18 protein-coding genes are annotated in these 18,708 nt (G+C 69.2%); 4 read left to right on the top strand and 14 right to left on the bottom strand.

What is annotated here, in order from left to right; translation table 11 throughout:
• Positions 1-29: 29 nt before the first annotated feature.
• The 4 genes from ACTWP6_RS07245 to ACTWP6_RS07230 all read right to left on the bottom strand — a co-directional run bounded on the left by ACTWP6_RS07245 (position 30) and on the right by ACTWP6_RS07230 (position 3,772).
• Positions 30-725, bottom strand: coding sequence for a PadR family transcriptional regulator (locus tag ACTWP6_RS07245; protein ID WP_260755670.1), 696 nt, complete (start codon positions 723-725; stop codon positions 30-32).
• A gap of 91 nt (positions 726-816) precedes the next feature.
• On the bottom strand, positions 817-1,332 hold the full coding sequence (locus ACTWP6_RS07240; protein ID WP_260755669.1) for a PadR family transcriptional regulator: 516 nt from the start codon (positions 1,330-1,332) through the stop codon (positions 817-819).
• Between the two features lie 62 nt (positions 1,333-1,394).
• The gene (locus ACTWP6_RS07235; protein WP_260755668.1) at positions 1,395-2,957 is read right to left on the bottom strand and encodes an NCS1 family nucleobase:cation symporter-1; all 1,563 of its coding nucleotides are present in this window, start codon (positions 2,955-2,957) and stop codon (positions 1,395-1,397) included.
• 104 nt (positions 2,958-3,061) lie between these two features.
• A complete protein-coding gene (locus ACTWP6_RS07230) occupies positions 3,062-3,772 on the bottom strand; it encodes a GntR family transcriptional regulator (RefSeq protein ID WP_260755667.1) in 711 nt (236 codons plus the stop codon).
• Between the two features lie 111 nt (positions 3,773-3,883).
• Between ACTWP6_RS07230 and ACTWP6_RS07225 the strand changes: the two genes are divergently transcribed.
• Complete coding sequence (locus ACTWP6_RS07225) at positions 3,884-5,221, top strand: carotenoid oxygenase family protein (RefSeq protein WP_260755666.1); 1,338 nt, start codon at positions 3,884-3,886, stop codon at positions 5,219-5,221.
• 30 nt (positions 5,222-5,251) lie between these two features.
• Here the strand turns inward: ACTWP6_RS07225 and ACTWP6_RS07220 are convergent, their stop codons facing one another.
• Complete coding sequence (locus ACTWP6_RS07220; RefSeq protein WP_260755665.1) at positions 5,252-6,097, bottom strand: RDD family protein; 846 nt, start codon at positions 6,095-6,097, stop codon at positions 5,252-5,254.
• Positions 6,098-6,125: 28 nt separating this feature from the next.
• Here ACTWP6_RS07220 and ACTWP6_RS07215 point away from each other — a divergent pair, with 28 nt between their 5' ends.
• On the top strand, positions 6,126-7,118 hold the full coding sequence (locus ACTWP6_RS07215) for a stage II sporulation protein M (protein ID WP_260755664.1): 993 nt from the start codon (positions 6,126-6,128) through the stop codon (positions 7,116-7,118).
• A gap of 92 nt (positions 7,119-7,210) precedes the next feature.
• Here the strand turns inward: ACTWP6_RS07215 and ACTWP6_RS07210 are convergent, their stop codons facing one another.
• The 6 genes from ACTWP6_RS07210 to ACTWP6_RS07185 all read right to left on the bottom strand — a co-directional run bounded on the left by ACTWP6_RS07210 (position 7,211) and on the right by ACTWP6_RS07185 (position 13,526).
• The gene (locus tag ACTWP6_RS07210; RefSeq protein WP_260755663.1) at positions 7,211-8,095 is read right to left on the bottom strand and encodes a hypothetical protein; all 885 of its coding nucleotides are present in this window, start codon (positions 8,093-8,095) and stop codon (positions 7,211-7,213) included.
• A 169-nt stretch (positions 8,096-8,264) separates the two neighbouring features.
• Positions 8,265-9,590, bottom strand: coding sequence for a DUF58 domain-containing protein (locus ACTWP6_RS07205; protein WP_260755662.1), 1,326 nt, complete (start codon positions 9,588-9,590; stop codon positions 8,265-8,267).
• 10 nt (positions 9,591-9,600) lie between these two features.
• A complete protein-coding gene (locus ACTWP6_RS07200) occupies positions 9,601-10,521 on the bottom strand; it encodes an AAA family ATPase (RefSeq protein ID WP_260757838.1) in 921 nt (306 codons plus the stop codon).
• A 38-nt stretch (positions 10,522-10,559) separates the two neighbouring features.
• Positions 10,560-11,699 carry a DUF4350 domain-containing protein gene (locus ACTWP6_RS07195; protein WP_260755661.1) on the bottom strand — a complete coding sequence of 380 codons (1,140 nt, stop codon included), beginning with the start codon at positions 11,697-11,699 and terminating at the stop codon, positions 10,560-10,562.
• On the bottom strand, positions 11,696-12,346 hold the full coding sequence (locus ACTWP6_RS07190) for a DUF4129 domain-containing protein (RefSeq protein WP_443187229.1): 651 nt from the start codon (positions 12,344-12,346) through the stop codon (positions 11,696-11,698). The genes ACTWP6_RS07195 and ACTWP6_RS07190 overlap by 4 nt, the downstream gene beginning before the upstream one ends.
• A 1-nt stretch (position 12,347) precedes the next feature.
• Positions 12,348-13,526, bottom strand: a complete 1,179-nt coding sequence (locus ACTWP6_RS07185) for a hypothetical protein (protein WP_260755659.1) — start codon at positions 13,524-13,526, stop codon at positions 12,348-12,350.
• A gap of 107 nt (positions 13,527-13,633) precedes the next feature.
• Between ACTWP6_RS07185 and ACTWP6_RS07180 the strand changes: the two genes are divergently transcribed.
• Positions 13,634-14,620 carry an LLM class F420-dependent oxidoreductase gene (locus ACTWP6_RS07180; RefSeq protein ID WP_443187228.1) on the top strand — a complete coding sequence of 329 codons (987 nt, stop codon included), beginning with the start codon at positions 13,634-13,636 and terminating at the stop codon, positions 14,618-14,620.
• 10 nt (positions 14,621-14,630) lie between these two features.
• A complete protein-coding gene (locus tag ACTWP6_RS07175; RefSeq protein ID WP_260755657.1) occupies positions 14,631-14,759 on the top strand; it encodes a hypothetical protein in 129 nt (42 codons plus the stop codon).
• A gap of 46 nt (positions 14,760-14,805) precedes the next feature.
• Here ACTWP6_RS07175 and ACTWP6_RS07170 read toward each other — a convergent pair whose 3' ends face one another.
• From ACTWP6_RS07170 to ACTWP6_RS07160, 3 genes are read right to left on the bottom strand one after another with little or no spacing between them, the layout of a single operon-like run.
• Positions 14,806-15,723, bottom strand: a complete 918-nt coding sequence (locus ACTWP6_RS07170; RefSeq protein WP_260755656.1) for a phosphatase PAP2 family protein — start codon at positions 15,721-15,723, stop codon at positions 14,806-14,808.
• 24 nt (positions 15,724-15,747) lie between these two features.
• Positions 15,748-16,734, bottom strand: a complete 987-nt coding sequence (locus ACTWP6_RS07165; RefSeq protein ID WP_260755655.1) for a hypothetical protein — start codon at positions 16,732-16,734, stop codon at positions 15,748-15,750.
• The gene (locus ACTWP6_RS07160) at positions 16,724-18,376 is read right to left on the bottom strand and encodes an HsdM family class I SAM-dependent methyltransferase (RefSeq protein ID WP_443187227.1); all 1,653 of its coding nucleotides are present in this window, start codon (positions 18,374-18,376) and stop codon (positions 16,724-16,726) included. The genes ACTWP6_RS07165 and ACTWP6_RS07160 overlap by 11 nt, the downstream gene beginning before the upstream one ends.
• Between the last annotated feature and the right edge of the window lie 332 nt (positions 18,377-18,708).

Below are 18,708 nucleotides of genomic sequence, written 5' to 3'. Positions count from 1 at the left end.
AAACCGTAATCGCGCCCGATCCGCCCGGATCAGTCCTCGCCGAGAATGTGGTAGATCTCGCGGCGCGCGTTGTTCACGATGTCGACGATGCGCTGCTGCTGCTCGGGGGTGGCCGCGTGCGCGGACTGGGCGACCGCGCCCATCAGCTGCCCAACGGCGTTGCGGAGGCTCACCGCTCCGGGGTCGGCCTCACCTGCGATCTCGTCCCACGGCGCGGTCTCGATCTTCTCGGCCGCGGCGCGACCGTCGTCGGTCAGCTCGAAGAGCTTCTTGCTGCCCTCGGTCTCGGTGGCAGTGAGCAGACCTTCGTCGACGAGCAGCTGCAGGGTCGGGTAGATCGAGCCGGGACTGGGCTTCCACAGTTGCTGGCTGCGCTCGTGGATCTCCTGGATCATCTCGTAGCCGTGCATCGGGCGGTCGATCAATAGTTTGAGGATCGCCGCGCGCACGTCACCGCGCCGCCCTCGGCCGCCGCGGGGTCCGCCGCGCCGTGCACCGGGGCCGCCCGGCCCGAAACCGAAGCCGGGGCCGAAACCGGGACCGAAACCGCCGGGGCCGAAACCGCCGGGGCCGAAGCCCGCGTCGCCGCGATGCTCACGGACGTGCTCGCGGAATTCGCGCCGGGACGCGCGACGACGTCCGTGCAGGACGCGGGGATCGACCGGGCCGAATCCGAAACCGCGGCCCTCGAACGGGCTGCCAGGCGGGGTGAAAGGGGTGTTCATGGGGTGCTCATTTCTGTCGAACGAAGCACTGATTGCGCTTCCGATACGTTGACGATATATCGGAAACTATCGCGATGCAACGACGATGTGATCAGTCTGGCAGCCGGTCCTCCACCGACTTGGCCCATGCGGCCTGCATCGCATGCAGCCGCAGGCCGTAGTCCAGCGCCGCCAACCCGAAGAACGCCCCGTCGGTCTGTCCTGCCGTCAGCGAGTCGCGCAGCGCCGTCAGCCGCCGGATCTCGGCCTCGGCGTGCTCGGCCATGGCGTGCAGATGGGCGCGCGCCTGCTCCGGCGGAATCAGGCCGAGCAGGAAGACCCGCAACAGAGCCGCGCTGCGGAACGGCGGATCGTCCTGGGGGCTGGTGACCCAGCGCTGCAGCTCGGCGCGTCCGGCATCGGTGATCTGGTACTCCTTGCGGCCGCGCGGGCCCACGGCGCACACCTCGATCAACCCTGCGGCCGCAAGCTTGTTGAGCTCGGAGTACAGCTGGCTCTGGGTGGCGGGCCACACGTTGGCCATCGAGTTCTCGAACTGCTTGAGCAGGTCGTAACCGCTGGCCGGGCCCTCGGCCAACAGGCCGAGGGCGGCTATCCGAAGGCTCATGGCGGCATAGTACGGCCCCGATATTCCAGAAGTGGACTATCGGGGCCGTGCCGGGCGGGCAGTCAGGCCACGGCTTCGGCCGCGGTGTCGGCGACAGCATCCCGCAGCGGCGACATCCGCCACGGCCCACGGGTGGCCAGCAGGTAGTACAGGGCGAACCCGACGCCACACCCGATGAACCAGCTGTACTGCGCCGCCGCGGACATGCCGGTGACCGATCCCCCGAGCAGCACCGGAATCACCGCGAGCGTCGCACCGACGAGCGTCGCCGCGACCGCGACCGGGTTGTAGCCCTTGGCGTACCAGTAGTTGGCCTTCGGGCTCATCGTGAACATGTCATCGACCACGATCTTCTGCTTGCGCACCAGGTAGTAGTCGGCGATCAGCACACCGAACAGCGGCCCGATGAACGCGCCGAGGGTCTCCAGCGTGTAGTGGATGACCTCCGGGTTGCTGTACAGGTTCCACGGCGTGATCAGCACCGAGCCGACCGCGGCGATCATGCCGCCCATCCGCCAGCTGATCCGCTGCGGGCTGACGTTGGAGAAGTCGAACGCCGGCGAGATGAAGTTCGCGACGATGTTGATGCCGATGGTGGCGATGCTGAATGTCAACGCGCCCAGGATGATCGCCATCGTGTTGTCGATGCGGGCCACCGTTTCGACGGGATCGGTAAGCAGCTCGCCGAACACCGGGACCGTCGCGGCGGCGGTCATCACCACCAGCAGCGAGAAGACCAGGAAGTTGACCGGCAGGCCGAGGAAGTTCCCCTTCTTGACCGCCTCGAACGACTTGCCGTACCGGGAGAAGTCGCCGAAGTTCAGCATCGGGCCCGAGAAGTACGAGACGACCAATGCGATCGCACCCAGCATGACCGCCAGCGTGCTGCCGTTCTTCTCGCCGCCGAGGGTGAGGCTGACATGCCAGCCGGAGCGGTACAGCAGGTAACCGCAGAGGATGAACATCACGACGTAGACGGCCGGTCCGCAGAAGTCGATGAACTTGCGGATCGACTCCATGCCGCGCCAGAACACGCATGCCTGCAGGACCCACAGCAGCAGGAAGCTGCCCCAGCCGAGCAGGGAAAGCCCGGCAAAGCCGTAGTTCTCAACCTCGGCGTAGGGCATCAGTCCGGGAAACAGCTTGAGCAGCACCACATCCAGCGCCGCTGAGGCCAGGTAGGTCTGAATGCCATACCAGGCCACCGCGATCAGGCCGCGGATGATCGCCGGGATGTTGGCGCCCAGCACGCCGAACGAGCTGCGGCACACCACCGGGTAGGGCACGCCGGCCCGCTGGCTGGGTTTGGCCACCAGATTGCAGAAAATGTTGACGATCACGATGCCCACGAGCAGCGCGATCAGCACCTGCCAGCTGGCCAGGCCGAGCGCGAACAGGCTGCCCGCGGTGACGTACCCGCCGACGCTGTGCACGTCCGACATCCAGAACGCGAAGATGTTGTAGGACGTCCAGCGCTGCTTGGCCAGCGGCGCCAGATCCTCGTTGGTCAGCCGCGGGTCGTAGCCGGCCTTGATGAGGCCTGCGCCGACGGGATGCCCGGAGGCTTCGACCATGTCGTCGGCGTCGACTCGGGCGCCCGGAGGCAGGTCTCGGATGTCTGTCATGGGATCAGCTCCCTGCTCGAAGGCGAAGAACGTCGATGCACGGAAGCTAGTTTCGGTGTGTTTCTCCACCGTTGCGCCGAGAATATATTTCGCCGGCTCGCCGCTCAGGCGCCGTCGATCACCAGTCCGGTGTCGGCGGGCAGCGAGGCCACCACCCCGTTGAGGCGCTTGTTGTGCGTCGCCGCGGCGGCCAGCAGCGCGTCGGGATCCCGGTCCAGGAACGCGTCGAGCATCACGCGGTGGTCCTCGTGCAGCATCGTGCGCTGGTCGCGGCCGACGTGCACCATCAGCTGCACGGGTTCGGTGATGTTCCAGGCGTTTTCGAGCATGCGCACCAGCCGCAGCATGCAGGACGGACGACTGAGCGCCATGTGGAACTGCCTGCTGTAGCGGTGGTAGGCCTGGGCGTCGTCGAACTTCAGTGCCTGTGCCATGTTTTCGTGTGTCTCGGTCAGGTGGGCGCGGTCGGCGGCGGTGGCCCTGTGCACGGCGGCGGCCATCGCGGCCGACTCGAGGGTCTCGCGCACGAGGTACATCTCGGCGAGTTCGCTGACCGTCAGCTGCGCGACGGCGTAGCCGGCGTTCGGCCGGTGCTGCACCAGTCCTTCCCCGGTCAGGGTTTTGAGGCTTTCCCGGACCGGGATGTGGCTGACTCCGAACAGGTCGGCGACCTCGCCCACCGGGATCGGGGTGCCGGGCGGCACCGCGCCGTCGAGGATCACCCGGCGCAGTTCGTCGACGATGTTCGGCGCCGGCGTGCCGGCGCGGCCCACGACCGCCTTGAACAGCGCCGCGGAGTGTCGGCGATCGGGCATCCTGTGATCCTCCTCCGCATACGGCGGGTTCGCGACACAAACACATTCCACTATTGACAGGTCATTAGTGGGGTGTCAGTGTGGAGTGACCGTGACAGGAGGTTGCGCCCCATGACCGAGACCACCTCGAAGCCCACTCCGGTCGACGCCGACGAGATCTTCAAGGTCGGCAACTACGCGCCGATTCCCGACGAGCTGACCGCGTTCGACCTGCCGGTGGAGGGCGCGATTCCCGCCGAGCTGGAAGGCTGGTACCTGCGCAACGGCCCCAACCCACGGCAGGCGACCGGGCACTGGTTCACCGGCGACGGCATGATCCACGGCGTCCGCATCGAGAACGGCCGCGCCGCCTGGTACCGCAACCGCTGGGTGCGCACGGACAGCTTCATCGACCCGTTCCCGCTGTACAACTCCGACGGCACCCGCAACCTGCGCGCCAGCGTCGCCAACACCCACGTGGTCAATCACGCCGGCAGGACCCTGGCACTGGTCGAATCATCTCTGCCGTATGAGATCACCGACGACCTGGAGACTGTAGGGGCCTTTGACTTCGGCGGCAGGCTGGCGGACTCGATGACCGCGCATCCGAAGATCTGCCCGACCACCGGTGAACTTCACTTCTTCGGCTACGGCAACATCTTCACCCCCCACGTCACCTACCACCGCGCAGATGCCAACGGCGAGTTGGTGATCGACCGTCCGCTCGACGTGCCCGCGTTGACGATGATGCACGACTTCGCGCTGACGGCGAACTACGTGGTGTTCATGGACCTGCCGATCGTGTTCAACATCGACATCGCGGTCGGTGGCGGCCGGGACATGCCCTACCGCTGGGACGACACCTACGGCGCCCGGTTCGGGGTGCTGCGCCGCGACGACCCGTTCGGCGAGGTGCGCTGGTTCGACATCGACCCCTGCTACGTCTTCCACGTCGCCAACGCACACGATGACGGCCGGACGCTTGTGGTGCAGGGCGTTCGCTATCCCGAATTATGGCGTGGCAACGGTGGATTCGACGCCGACGGGGTGATGTGGACCTGGACGATCGACCTGACGACCGGGGCGGTGCACGAAAGCCAGCTCGACGACCGGGTGGTCGAGTTCCCGCGGATCGACGACCGGCTGGCCACGCTGCCGGCCCGGTATGCGGTCTCGGTCGGCGAGGCCAGCCTGATCCGCCACGATCTGGTCACCGGCTCGGCCGTCGAGCACCGGTTCGGCACCGAGACTTCGCCGGGTGGACCGGGAGAAGCGGTCTTCGTGCCGTCGACGTCCGGGCCTGCAGACGAGAGCAGCGGCTGGTATCTGGGTTACGTGTACGACCCTGCACGCGACGGCAGCGATCTGGTGATCATCGACGCCTCGGACTTCTCCGGCGCACCGGTGGCGAGGATCAAACTCCCGCAGCGAGTTCCGTATGGCTTCCACGGGAACTGGATCGCCGGGTAGCCCTCACGACGGCTTCTGCTCGATTGCCGTCTACGACGGCGGTGCGAACCCGTTGCCCGCAGGGGGCTGCGGTGCCGGTGCACTCGGCGGGGGCGGGGCGGTCCAGGGGGGCGTCGGTGCCGGCGCCTGCTGCATGCGACCCAGTTCGCGGCGGTGCCGCTCGGCAAGGACGGCGGCCAGTACCATCGCCGGCGGGGTGCCCGGTGGTGGCGGCGGCGAGATCTGTGCGGCGACATCAGTGGCGATCCGGTAGGCCATCTGGTCGCGCACCTGTGGATCCAACTGTGCTGCGCGAGAAAGGAACTGGCGTGCCATCTCGGTCTGTGCCGGGTTCAGGCCCGACAGCTGCAGCGTGGTGGCCCACCAGGCCAGCTGCGGCGGCATCGCCGGTGGCGGGGCCTGGCGGGGCGCACGCTCGCTGATGACCACGGTGCCGGCGAAGATGTCGCCGATGCGCTTGCCTTTGGGCGACAGCATGCTGCACAGCACGGCGGGGCCGCCGGTGAGCATCCACAGTTCGATCGACCCGGCCAGCGCACGGAACAGCGCCTGACGGAAGCGCTCCGGACTGCCGTCCTCGGACACCACGCGCAGCCCCAGCGCCATCTTGCCCAGCGTCTTGCCGCGGGTGGCGGTCTCGAAGATCGTCGGATAACCGACCAGCGCCAGCACGGTGAAGATGATCAGCACCGCACCCGAGAACGCCGAATCGAACTGCGACAGCGTCACCGCCCACAGGATCACACCGAGCACGTACACGACGAAGACGACGACGACGTCGATCAGCGCCGACAGCGCGCGGACCGGCAGCTGGGCGATCTGCACGTCGAGGACGACGGCGTCACCGGTCACCACGGGCTGTTGCTGGCCAACCATAATCAGCCACGCTACTAAAATCCCTGGAGTGGATGTCGATGCGTTTGTCCTGGCGAACCGGCCGACGTGGGAGCGCCTCGAACATCTGGTGAAAAAGCGCCGCACACTCACCGGTGCAGAGGTCGACGAGCTGGTCGACCTGTACCAGCGGGTGTCGACCCACCTGTCGATCGTGCGCTCGGCGTCCTCGGATGCGGTGCTGATCGGCAAACTCTCCGGCCTAGTCGCCCGGGCGCGGGCGGTGGTCACCGGCGCTCACGCGCCGCTGTGGCGCGAGTTCGTCCGGTTCTGGACGGTGTCCTTCCCCGTCGTCGTCTACCGGTCGTGGCGGTGGTGGGTGGCCTCGGGGGTGGTGTTCTACGCGGTCGCGGCCGTGATCGCGGTGTGGGTGGCGCACTCGCCGGAGGTGCAGGCCTCGATCGGCACGCCCGGCGAGATCGAGCAGCTGGTCAACCACGAGTTCGCGAACTATTACAGCGAGCACCCGGCCGGGTCGTTCGCGCTGCAGGTGTGGGTGAACAACGCGTGGGTGACCGCCCAGTGCATCGGCATGTCGGTGCTGCTGGGAATCCCGATTCCGTACATCCTGTTCCAGAACTCGGCGAACCTCGGGGTCAACGCCGGACTGATGTTTCAGGCAGGCAAGGGTGACGTCTTCCTCGGCCTGATCACCCCGCACGGACTCATCGAGCTGACCGCGGTGTTCGTCGCGGCCGGGGTCGGTATGCGGCTGGGCTGGTCGGTGATCTCGCCGGGGGACCGTCCCCGCGGGCAGGTGCTGGCCGAACAAGGCCGCGCCGTGGTCGCCGTCGCGATCGGCCTGGCGGTGGTGCTGATGCTCGCCGGCGCGATCGAGGGATTCGTGACGCCGTCGTCGCTGCCGACGTTCGAGCGGGTCGCGATCGGGGTGGCCGCGGTGGTGGGCTTCTTCGGCTATGTGTTCCACTTCGGCCGCAAGGCCGCGCTGGCCGGCGAGACCGGCGATATCGAGGATGTGCCGGACGTGGTGCCGACCAGCTGAGCGTTCCGGGTTTCGGCGAGCAGACAGAAACTCGCACGAATCTGGGGTCAACCGTGCGAGTTTGCGCCTGCTCGCGGTCCACAGTCGCGGTCTCAGCTGGCCGCGGCAGCTCGCCATAGGTGCTCCCGAATCCGTTCAGCCATCCGCTCCGGATGGAAGCGAACGTCGGTGACGGTGATGGGAATGACCGTCCAACGCGCGTGCTGGATGCCCGCGAATCGCGCCTTGTCCCTCAGCATCGCGTCACGGCCGGCGTGCCAGTCGACGCTCTCGTACTCGGCCGCAACCTGGTAATCGGGCCAGGCGAAGTCCACGCGCCAGCTTTCCCACCGGCCGTGAATCAGATACTGAAGTTCGGGGCGGGGCACGTCGTGCTCGTGCATTGCCAGTCTTGCCTCGCTCTCCATCGGAGATTCGGCGCGGTCGTCGGCGAGGGGGAGAAGTTCACGTACGGCCACGATGCCCCGCCGACCGCGCTGCTCCGCGATCGCCTCACCGAGATCGGTCGGCGTGCACGACCCGGCGTGCAGGGCCGCGTCGAGCGTCGCGAGCGCGCGAGGCCGCCGCAAGGTGCGCGCGATCTCGACTGCGGTCCATGCGGGTGATGTCGCCAACCGGCCATTCACACGCTGCAGTGGCGCACCGAGGCGCTGGTGCACCACTAGACCCGGGGCGGGACGAATCCGGCGGCCGGGGTCGAGGATGTGCACCGCGGCAGTGCCCTCGGTGTCGAATCCGTACAGTGCGGCTGCAGTGCCCATACAGGCGACCGCGGGCAGGCCGAGGTATTTGTCCAGGGACACCAGCCTGCCGAAGCGATCAGGCTCGGCAGGTGCGTAGACCCCGTGCCATACGCGGATCAAGGTGCCGCGCCGCACCTGTACGTCGAGCTGCTGCCGGGTGAGCACCTGCAGCAGCGCCGCCGTCGTCGCATACCCGCCACCGGTCAGGAAGAGTTGTCGAACGGCATCCTGCACCCCCGAATCCTCATACCGTGCAGCCACCGGGCAGGCGACTCACCTGCGTCGCTGTGGATGAAACTCGGATTGTGGACGGGGATATTCCGTCGAGCAGACACAAACTCGCACTGAAAGGGTCGAATCCGTGCGAGTTTGTGTCTGCTCGCGGTGAGAACCGGGCAGGGGGCTACAGGCGGCCGGCGGCCTTCATCGCCAGGTAGTGGTCGGCCAGCTCCGGCGCGAGGTCCTCCGGCGGCGCGTCGACCACCTCCACGCCCATCCCGCGCAGCCGGGAGGCCACCGCGCGGCGGTCGTTGCGGGACCGTTCGGCAGCGGCGGCGTCGTACACCTCGACCGCGTCGGCCCGCCCCGCGGCGAGCCTGTCCACCCGCGGGTCGGCCACCGCGGCGACGATCACGCGGTGCCTGGCGGTCAGTTGCGGGAGCACGCTCAGCAGGCCCTCGTCGATCGCTGACGCGTTGAGGTCGGTCAGCAGCACCACCAGCGCCTGGCGCCGCACCCGGCGCTGCACCGCAGAGACCATCGCGCGCGCGTCGGATTCCACGAGCGCGGGTTCCAGCGGCGCCATCGCGGCGACCAGCTGGGCCAGCAGGTCGGTGCGGGACGCATTGACCACGGCCGCGCGGGTCTCGCGGTCATGCGCCAGGAAGTCGACGTGATCGCCCGCACGCGCGGCCAGCGCGGCCAGCAACAGCGCGGCGTCCATGGACCAATCCAGGCGGGGCCAGCCCGTGGCGGGGTCTGATCCGGTGGGGTCCACCCCGACCCGGCCCGCCGACGTGCGTCCGGTGTCGAGCACGATCAGCACCCGCCGGTCGCGTTCGGGTCGCCAGGTGCGCACCACGACGTCGGCGCGCCGGGCGGTGGCCCGCCAGTCGATCGAACGCACGTCGTCGCCGACCACGTACTCCCGCAGCGAGTCGAATTCGGTGCCCTGGCCGCGGATCAGCGCCGGCGTCATGCCCTCCAGCTCCCGCAGCCGGGCCAGCCGCGACGGCAGATGCTTGCGGGACAGGAACGGAGGCAGGATGCGGATCCGCCACGGCACCCGATGCGAACCTTGGCGGCCGGCCAGCCCGAGCGGGCCGATCGACCGGGCGGTCACCAGCGCCGACACCTGGTCCCCGCGACGGACCGGCCGTAACTCCGATCGCAGCGTGACCCGTTGCCCGGCAGCGATGTTCACCGGCTGCACTCGCGGTTCGGCCCGCGCGCTGGGAGCCCACGCGTCGCGGATCACGCCGCGGAACCGCGCGCGGCCGGTGTTGCGCACCGTCAACTCCGCGGTCACCGGCTGACCGAGCCGCGCCGACGTCGGACCCCCGCGGCTCAGTTCGAGTGCGCGGGGACTGCCCGCGAGCACCGCGTCGAGCACCACCGCGGCCGCGAGCAGCGCCGCCAGAACCGCGAAAGTCGCTGCGGGGTAGGGCGACAGCACAACCGGGAGCGCGCACAACAGCGCGATCAGCCCGACGCGACCGGTGAGAACCACGAAACGCCGGCTATCTCGGCACAGGCACCGCGGACAGGATGCCCTCGATCACCCCGTCGGCGGTGGCGCCTTCGAGCTCGGCTTCGGGCCGCAGCGCCACCCGGTGCCGCAGGGTGGGCCGGGCCATCGCCTTGACATCGTCGGGGGTGACATAGCCGCGGCCCGACAGCCACGCCCACGACCTCGCGGTGGACAGCAGCGCCGTCGCGCCACGCGGAGACACGCCCAACTGCAGCGACGGGGAATTCCTTGTGGCGCCGACGATGTCGACGATGTATCCGAGCACCTCGTCGGCGACGAGCACCTGACGGACCGCGTCGCGGCCCGCGGCCAGTTCGGCGGGTCCGGCGACCGGCCTCACGAACGACAGATCGCGGGGGTCGAATCCGTGGGCGTGCCGGTTCAGGATCGCGATCTCCTGATCCCGCGGCGGCAGTGGCACATTCAGCTTCAGCAGGAAACGGTCCAGCTGCGCCTCCGGCAGCTGGTAGGTGCCCTCGTACTCGATCGGGTTCTGGGTGGCGGCGACGATGAACGGGTCGGGCAGGGCCCGTGGCTTCCCGTCCACGCTGACCTGACGTTCCTCCATCGCCTCCAGCAGCGCGGCCTGCGTCTTGGGCGGGGTGCGGTTGATCTCGTCGGCCAGCATCAGATTCGTGAACACGGGCCCGGCCCGGAACTCGAACTCGGCGGTGCGTGCGTCGTACACCAGCGATCCCGTCACGTCGCCCGGCATCAGGTCGGGGGTGAACTGCACCCGCTTGAAGTCCAGCTGCAGCGCCGCGGCCAGCGTGCGCACCAGCAGTGTCTTGGCGACACCGGGAACACCCTCGAGCAGCACGTGCCCCCGGCACAGCAGCGCGATCACCAGGCCACTGACGACGGCGTCCTGCCCGACCACCACCTTGCCGATCTCGCTGCGCAGAGCCATCAGCGCATTGCGGGCACCCTCGTGCTGGGTGGGCTGTGTCACGACTGTGCGACCTGCCTTTCGATGTCGTCGAGTGCGCGAACGAGGTTGACCAGTTCGGCGTCGGTGGCCGGCGCCGGCCCGTACAGAATATGGGCGACCGATGCCGAATCCAGCCCGCACCGGGCGGCGACGGCCAGGCTGAGGTCGTGCGGTGCCGCCGCCGCGGTGAGGCCGAGTCGGGGCAGCATGCGCTGGCGCGCCGCCGTGCGCAGCGACTCGGCGGCGACGTCGCGGGTGCGGCGGGACCGGTACAGCCGGCCGCGGCCCTCGACGGTCTCGGAGGCCCGCACCACCACCGGCAACTGCTCGGCGACCAGCGGTCCGACACGGCGCCCCTTCCACCAGGCCAGCAGCGCGACCGCCACGATCAGCTGAAGCACCAGCCAATCGACCTGTGGCGGAATGAGATCGGTGAGCGAGGCAGCGCCGTCGGAGTCGTCGCCCTCACTGCTTTGCGGCGCGTACCAGATCATCCGCGGGTGGGATCCGGTCAAGTTCATGGCCAGCGCCGCGTTGCCCTCTTCGGCCAGTCCGCCGTTCATCACGAACTGGTCGCTGCCGACCGCCGTGACGGTGCGGCCCTCCTTGCTGTAGCGGGCCAACACGCCGTCGTAGCAGCGGGTCACCGGCAGCGAGCCCTCGGCCTCGAACGTCTCGGCGATGCCGAATTGCACGGCGCCGGCGCGGGTGGCCTCGCGCAGGTCGCAATCCGGAGAGCGACCGCCGAACTCCGTGCTTTCGGCCTTGCCCAACTCGGGAGCCAGTGCCTCGCGGGTCTTGCCGAGAGGCGCGATGAGCAGCCGGTCGCCCGGCACCTCGGAGAGACGGCGCAGCTGTTCGTCGTCGAACAGGTGGTAGGTCTGCGCGGCGACCACCAGGGTGTCGGCGCGTGCCTCGCGTTCGACGTCGGCGACCGAGGCGGCCTCCACGACGGTGATGCCGCGCTCACGCAGCAGGGTGATCAGCGCGTGCACACCGTCGGCGGAGGTGGACGCCGGGTCGAGGTGCCCACCGGGGCGCGGCGCGGTCAGCCAGGTCGTCAGCGCGGCGACGCCGACGATCGCGGCCAGCCCCAGCAGCACCCAGCGCAGCACCGACCACCGCTGGGTGAAGGTGGACCCGACTGCGGTGCTCATCGCACCTCGGCCCACGGCTGGTGGGTCAATTCGCTCTGGGCGGCAACCGCACTCGGCATCCGGCTGCCCAGCCGGTCGTCGAGCGCCGCGATGGTCCGGTATTGCGGCTCGCTGCTGGGTCGCTCACCGTAGGTGACGTCGTTGAAAATCTCTGCGGCGGTGAAGAGTTCACCGGCCAACGCGGGCAGCGCGCGGCCGGCGGCGCCGGCGAGTTCGGTGGCGGTGCGGCCCGGCACCGGATCCAGGACGCCGTCCTCCTCCAGCCGGCGGGCCAGCGCGCGGACCCGATGCCTGATGGCGGGCCCCCAATCACCCTCGGCCGCATACCGTTCGGCGGTGGCGCGGTGCTCGGCAGCGCTGAGCACCCGATCCCCGAACAGCGGCGGCGCGGCGCTGCGGTCGCTGCGCATGGCCCGGCGAGCGATGCGAACCGCGACGACCACCGCGACGATGAGCAGCGCCGCCAGCACGGTCACGGTGTACCAGCCGCCGGGGAACTGCGACGCCGACGCGGTCAACCGGTACAACAACTCCTCGATCCAGTCGAGCAGCATGTCCGTCGCCGAGGGTTTGGGATAGATGTTTTTGGCGAGCTCGTTCTGTGCCGCCTCCCGCGCCGTGTCGCGGTCGATGTCTATGGTCGACACGTCAGCGCGGGCCGCCGGTCAGCCAGAGATGGTCGGTGGAGTCGGCCGCGGCCTGCGGCCCGGCCGCGGCGCCGGTCTGCAGCACCAGGTCGAACGCCTCGGCGCGGATTCTGCGGTCGGTGTACTGCAGCACCGTCACACCGGCGCTGAACGGCCCGGTGATGATCTGCCCGACGGCGCCGCCGACCGAGAACAGCACCATCGCGATCATCGCCGCGGTGGTGGTGGCGGACGCGGTCAACACCACCTGTCCGCCGATGCTGAACGGGATCGACACCGCTGCGGCGATGAACTGGGCCACGATCGCGGCGAGCAGCCAGATGCCGAACACGCGCCAGAAGTCACCCTTGATCAACGCGAAGGACCGTTTGACGGCGGTCAGTATGTCGCGGCGTTCCAGCACGATGGCCGCCGGCGCGAACGTGAGCATCACCGACGCCCAGACCGCGGCGAGAACGGCTGCGAGCACCAGCGGAGCGGCGATCAGAAACGCGGCCGGTCCGTCCACCACGGCCACCGCCAGCACGACCACCAGCAACACCACACCGAACCACACGATCAGCGCGAGGGTCTTGAGCACGGTGAACCCGATCAGCGTCCACAGCCTGGGCCGCAGTCGACGCCACGCCTCGCCGATCGTGATACCGGAGCCGAACACCGAACGGCCGATCACCACCGTGAGCAGCCCGCTGAGCAGCGTCGTCGACAGGGCGGTGGTGATCGCGGCGGCCAGGCTGGAGGCCATCCAGCTGACCAGCACCTCGGTGGAGGCCTCGTCACCGTCGAGGGACTCAGCGAACTGCCCGGTCAGCGCGAACGGCCACAGCGACAGCAGCAGCGCGATCACCTGGGAGGCGACCACCACGATCGTCGTCAGACCCAACGTGGCTTTGGGGTTGGCCCGGATATAGGCCACCGCGCCGTTGAAGATGTCCGACAGCGTCAACGGGCGCAGCGGTACCACGCCGGGTTTGAGAACCGGCGGCCCGTACGGCGGGGGATACCCGGGGGCGCCGTAGTGCGGGCCGGGGTAACCCGGTGCGTAGCCGGACGGGTAGCCAGGGGATTGCCAGTGGGGTGGCGGCGGATACCCCTGGTATCCAGGTGGGGGATAACCGGGGCCTGCCGCGCCGGGGGCCGGTGGTCCGGGGGGACCGTATCCGCCGGCGTTGTAGGTCATGCCCACCATCCTGTCGATCACCGGCGAAATTGACAATGTGGGCGGTCCGGGCACGCCGTCGCCTTCCGTACCGTTTTGCATACGCACGTCGGGGTACTCCGGGGCGCATGACTCGTTTCGGCTACACCCTGATGACCGAGCAGAGTGGACCCAAAGACCTTGTGAGCTATGCGGTGTCGGCAGAGCAGGTCGGTTTCGACTTCGAGGTGTCCAGCGACCACTACTTTCCCTGGCTGTCCTCCCAGGGCCACGCGCCATACGCCTGGTCGGTGCTGGGCGCCGTCGCCCACGCCACCGAACGCGTCGAGCTGATGACGTACGTGACCTGCCCGACCCTGCGCTACCACCCCGCGATCGTCGCGCAGAAAGCCGCGACCCTGCAGTTGCTCGCCGACGGCCGGTTCACACTGGGCCTGGGTAGCGGGGAGAACCTCAACGAGCACGTCGTAGGCAAGGGCTGGCCCACGGTGGCGCGCCGCCAGGACATGCTCTCCGAAGCCATCCAGATCATCCGTGAGCTGTTCACCGGCGACATGGTCGACTGGAAGGGGGAGTACTTCGAGGTCGACTCGGCGCGACTCTGGGACGTGCCCGAGGTGCCGGTGCCGATCGCGACGGCGGTTTCCGGAGACCGGTCGGTGCGGCAGTTCGCGCCGCTGGCCGACCACCTCGTCGCGGTCCAGCCCGACAAGCATCTCGTCGACTCGTGGCATGAGGCACGACGGGCTACCGGGCTGCCCGGCGACGTGCGGGTGATCGGCCAGATCCCGATCTGCTGGGACCCCGACCGCGACGCGGCGATCGACCGCGCCCATGACCAGTTCCGCTGGTTCGCCGGCGGGTGGGCGGTGAACTCCGATCTGCCGACGACCGCCGGCTTCGAAGGCGCCACACAGTTCGTGCGCAAGGAAGACGTCGCCGGGTCCATTCCCTGCGGGCCCGACCTCGACGCCATCGTCGAATCGGTGCGTGAATACTGGGAAGCGGGCTTCACCGACATCGCGCTGATCCAGATCGGCGGCGACAGTCAGGAAGCGTTCTTGAAGGAGGCAGCGGCGCCGCTGCTGGACAAGCTCCGTTCCGCATCCCACTGAGAGGCTCTCGATGACCCGCGGTAAAGGGATCTACGACGACGAAGACGACTCGGCGGCGTCGAAATCCGTCGACTCCGAGAAGGACCCGGACCGGGACACCCCGGACGTGGACAAGGACACCGAGGAGCCGACGGCTTAGCGCACCGCGGCCCGGATTCATTCAGCGCACCGCGGCCCGGTTTCATTCAGCGCACCGCGCTGGTGTCCCCGCGGCGCTTGGTCTCCAATCGGTGCCACGACCACCAGAACAGCAGCGCGGCGGCGATCGACCCGGCCGCCGCAAGCCATTGGGCGCTGAGGAAGAGCCGCCACTCGGCGGCGGTGTCAATGTCCTGATGCAGTGCGGCCAGCAGCGCCACCGCGCCCAGCGCCGCGCTCACCGCGCCGACCACGGTGACGATCGCGACGAACACCGTCCTCAGCGTGTACCGCGCCGCCCCCGGGGTGACGACGGCGCGGATCCGTCCGGTGCTGGCCAGGAAATGCGAAGCCGCGCAGGCCACCGCGAGCGTCACCGCGTCGGCGGCCAGCGTGTCCGAAAGCCGGTGCCACTGCGCGATCACCGTGTAGGCGCCGATGCCCACGGCCCAGGTCAGCGCGAAGAACATGGCCACCCCGCGGAACCGGTACGGCATCACGATCAGGGTGGCGAACAACACCGACATCGCCGCGGTGGTGTGGCCGCTGGGCAGCGTGTTGGACAGGTAGTCCTCGTTGCCGGTCAGGTTGGGCCGTTGCAGCACAAAGAACTTCAGGACCTGTGTGACGGCCTGGCTGCCCAGGATCACCGCCATCGCGGCGACGGCGAGGTTGACCTGACGCCGCAGCAGCCCGATGGCGCCGACCAGCAGTGTCGCCGACGCCAGCGACGTCACCGTGATGGTGTCGAGCAGTCTGCTGGCCGCCAGGAACGCCCGCGGATCGACCTGGTCGGCGCCGTACAGTGCGGCGTTCTCGACCTCCTGGCCGGTGGTGGTGCGCACCGCCAGCCAATAGACGGCTGCGAGGAACAGCAAGGCGCACAGCAGGATCACGGTCCACCGACGGTGCGCACGCGTGAGTCGGCGACGCGTTTCGTCCTGGGCGAGAAGATCGGTCTGCACGGGGCCACGATCCTCTCATGCCGGTCAGCCGCGTGCTCGACTGCGCCGCAGCCGCGCCTCCTCGTGCTGGGTGATGTTCGAGTTCTCCAGCACGATCGTCAGCATCACCGCGAAGAACCGGGCCGGGCTGAGCTCGTCGGGCACCAGGTCGGTGCGCAGGGTCACCTCGGGCAGCACGGCGATCTGCGCGGCCACGTCGATCGGCGCCGGCTCCGCGGCGTCGTCGTCGAGCTCGAAGAGGTACGGCTCGATCACGGCGTCGTCGGCGCCGGGCGGCTCGTCGACCGGCCCGGCCCCTTCCCACTCGGGCACCACGAGAGCACACGCGTCGTAGGCGTCGGCCTCCCTGCCGAGTTTGATCAGCAGATCGACGATCCAGTCGAACTGCCTGCGCTCCTCGGTGTGGGCGGTCGACCGCAGCGAGTACATGAACCCCAGCGCCGCCAGCGGATGACGCAGCGCCAGGTTCTTGGCGTCGCCGTAGGACTCCTCGACGCGGTTGGCGGCATTCTTGCCGAACGACGAATCCATCCGCTTGGTCGAGATCAGCAGCTCCGGCCCCGTCTGCCAGGACGACATGATCACGTCGACCTGTTTGAAGTAGTTCTTGCCGGCGATGTTGGCCGAGGCCGCACCGCCGGTGGCGGCGCCGGTGCGCAGCCGCGCCAGCAACTCGTCGCGGCCCGCCGCCTTCGGGATCGACTTCAGAAAGCTCAGCACGTCCCGGTCCACCACCCGCGGGGCCTCGGCCCGCGGCCACACTGCGTCCGGGTCCAGGCCGGCGCGGCGCAGCTCGTAGGCCACCCACACATCGAGGGCCAGCGCGGGCACCCCGGATCGGCTCTCGGCGCCCAGCATGATCGGCACCGCGAGCAACTTGCGCAGCGTGCCGTAGTCGGGGGCGAAGGTGCCGTCGGCCTTCCACGGGTTGACGGTCTTGAACTCGGAATTCTCGACCAGGGCGTCGAACAACGGCCACGCCAGCGATTTGGCGCTGGGTTTACTTGCCACCGTTGCCTTTTCCGCGGGCGACCCGACGCGCGGTGAGGGCCGCGTGGTCACGGCGGACTGCGCGCAGGCCGCGCTCGGACAGTGTCGAGGAACCGAGCAGCAGCACGTCGTCGACCAGGGCCACCGCGTCGAGCAACCGTCCGTCGCGCAGGCAGGCGGCCACCGCCGGACGGATACGGCGAAGGTCGTCGGCGTTGCGGCGCACCAGCTCCGGTGACGGCACCGGCAGCACGTCGGCCTCCCGCGGTTCGATCTTCAGCATCCCCCCACCGTAAGCGCGGCCCACCGTCTCGGCGCCGAGCAGGGTCACCGAGTTCAGCGACGCCAGCGGCAGCAGGCTCGTGCCCAGCCGGCGCAGCTCGTCGCGCAGATACACCCCGTGCACCGAGTTGAGGTGGTGCGCGCGGGCCCGGTTGCCGCACAGGCGCGGGGTGTCGGCGTTCATGTAGGTCAGGAACAGGTCCGCCGGGCGCAGGTAGGGCACCCGCCACCACGGCGTGCGCACCCGGCACTTGTAGGCCCGGTGCACGTCGAGGTCCTCGCCGGAGGCGATGTAGTGCCGGGCCGCGGGGGAGGGTTGTCCGGCGGGTCGGAACAGGTAGGTCGAGCGACCTTCCGCGCCGAGGGTGCGCAGCGCGCCCGGGGTGAGCGCCAAACCGCGCAGGTGGCGCGATCCCGGCGGGGATAGCGCAAGCAGGTCTGATGGGGTCAAGCCGAGCGCGTCGGCCTTGGCCGGTGACAGCGTGAAGAACCGGTTGCTGCCGGTCACCATGCCCAGGGTGGTGTCACCCCAGGTCTCCAGGAATGTGAAGGCGTCGCTGCGCACCGCCGTGTCGAACGCCGAAAGGCCCGCCGCCGACATCAGCCCGGCCGACCACTTGGCGCCGTTGCCTGGCGGACTCCACCGCCGGGGCACCGGCACCCGGGCCAGACCGTCGGCGTCGCGGACCTGGAACAGCTGCATGTGGTCGGCGCCCGTGCCGCCGTCGGGGTGGTAGCCGTCGGCCAGCAGTAGCACGACCTCTTCGAGCACGCCGGGGAACACGCGTTCGTCGAACAGCACCAGGCCGACCGAGGTGAAGTGGTCCATCAGGTACTGACGCACGCCCGCGGCGTAGTTCACGCTCAGCAGCTCGGCGGGCAGCACGAGCGCCAGCCGGCCGCCGGGTCGCAGGTGCAGCGCCGAGTGCACCGTGAAGGCCGCCCAGGATGACGCAAGGTTGGACAGTGTGACGCCCGCGCGCAGCGCGGCCTGACGTGCTCGGGCCCGGGGCTCCCCGGCGAAGTCCTGGTAGCGGACATACGGCGGGTTGCCGACCACCACGTCGTAGTGGCCGAACTGGTTGTGGGAGAAGAAGTCCTGCGTGTGAATGACTGCGTCGATGCCGTGCGCGCGCAGCCCGCGCTGCGATTCGGCGGCCGAATCGGCGTGAATCTCGACGCCCACCAGCGGGCCGGTGTGGCCACCGCGCCGCCCGATCTCGTGCAGGAAAACGGCCTCGCCGCAGGAGGGTTCGAGTACAGCGTGCGCGGGATCGCGGACCGCCCACTCCACCAGGAAACGCGCCACCGGTACAGGGGTGAAGAACGCCCCACGCGCCTTGCGCAGCGAGGCGTGGTCTCCTCTGTCACCGATGAGCATGCCGATATCGTGCCGCAGGGCACCGACAGAACCCCGCTGACCCGCCGACCTCGGCGGACGGGCTCAGGGATGGGTCGGTGCCGACCACGAGAGGACTTTCGGCCGTACCCGGCGGCCCGCCGCCGGAAATACCATGCCCACATCGGCACGGCAGGAGGACAGCGATGGCACGCAGCATCGGCGATCGGTATGAGTGCACGGAGTGCGGGGCGGCCCTCGTCTACGAGAAACCGTGCCCGTGTCCACCCGAGATGGAACACCGGGAGGTCTGCTGTGGGCAGCCGATGACCCAGGTCGCCGGCGCGTCCTGAGCCGGCCAGCTGGACCGCCCA

Source organism: Mycobacterium sp. 4D054 (genome assembly GCF_052245755.1).
Taxonomy (GTDB): Bacteria; Actinomycetota; Actinomycetes; order Mycobacteriales; family Mycobacteriaceae; genus Mycobacterium.
Note: the sequence above shows the minus strand (reverse complement) of the source record. Positions and strands in the feature narration are given on the sequence as shown.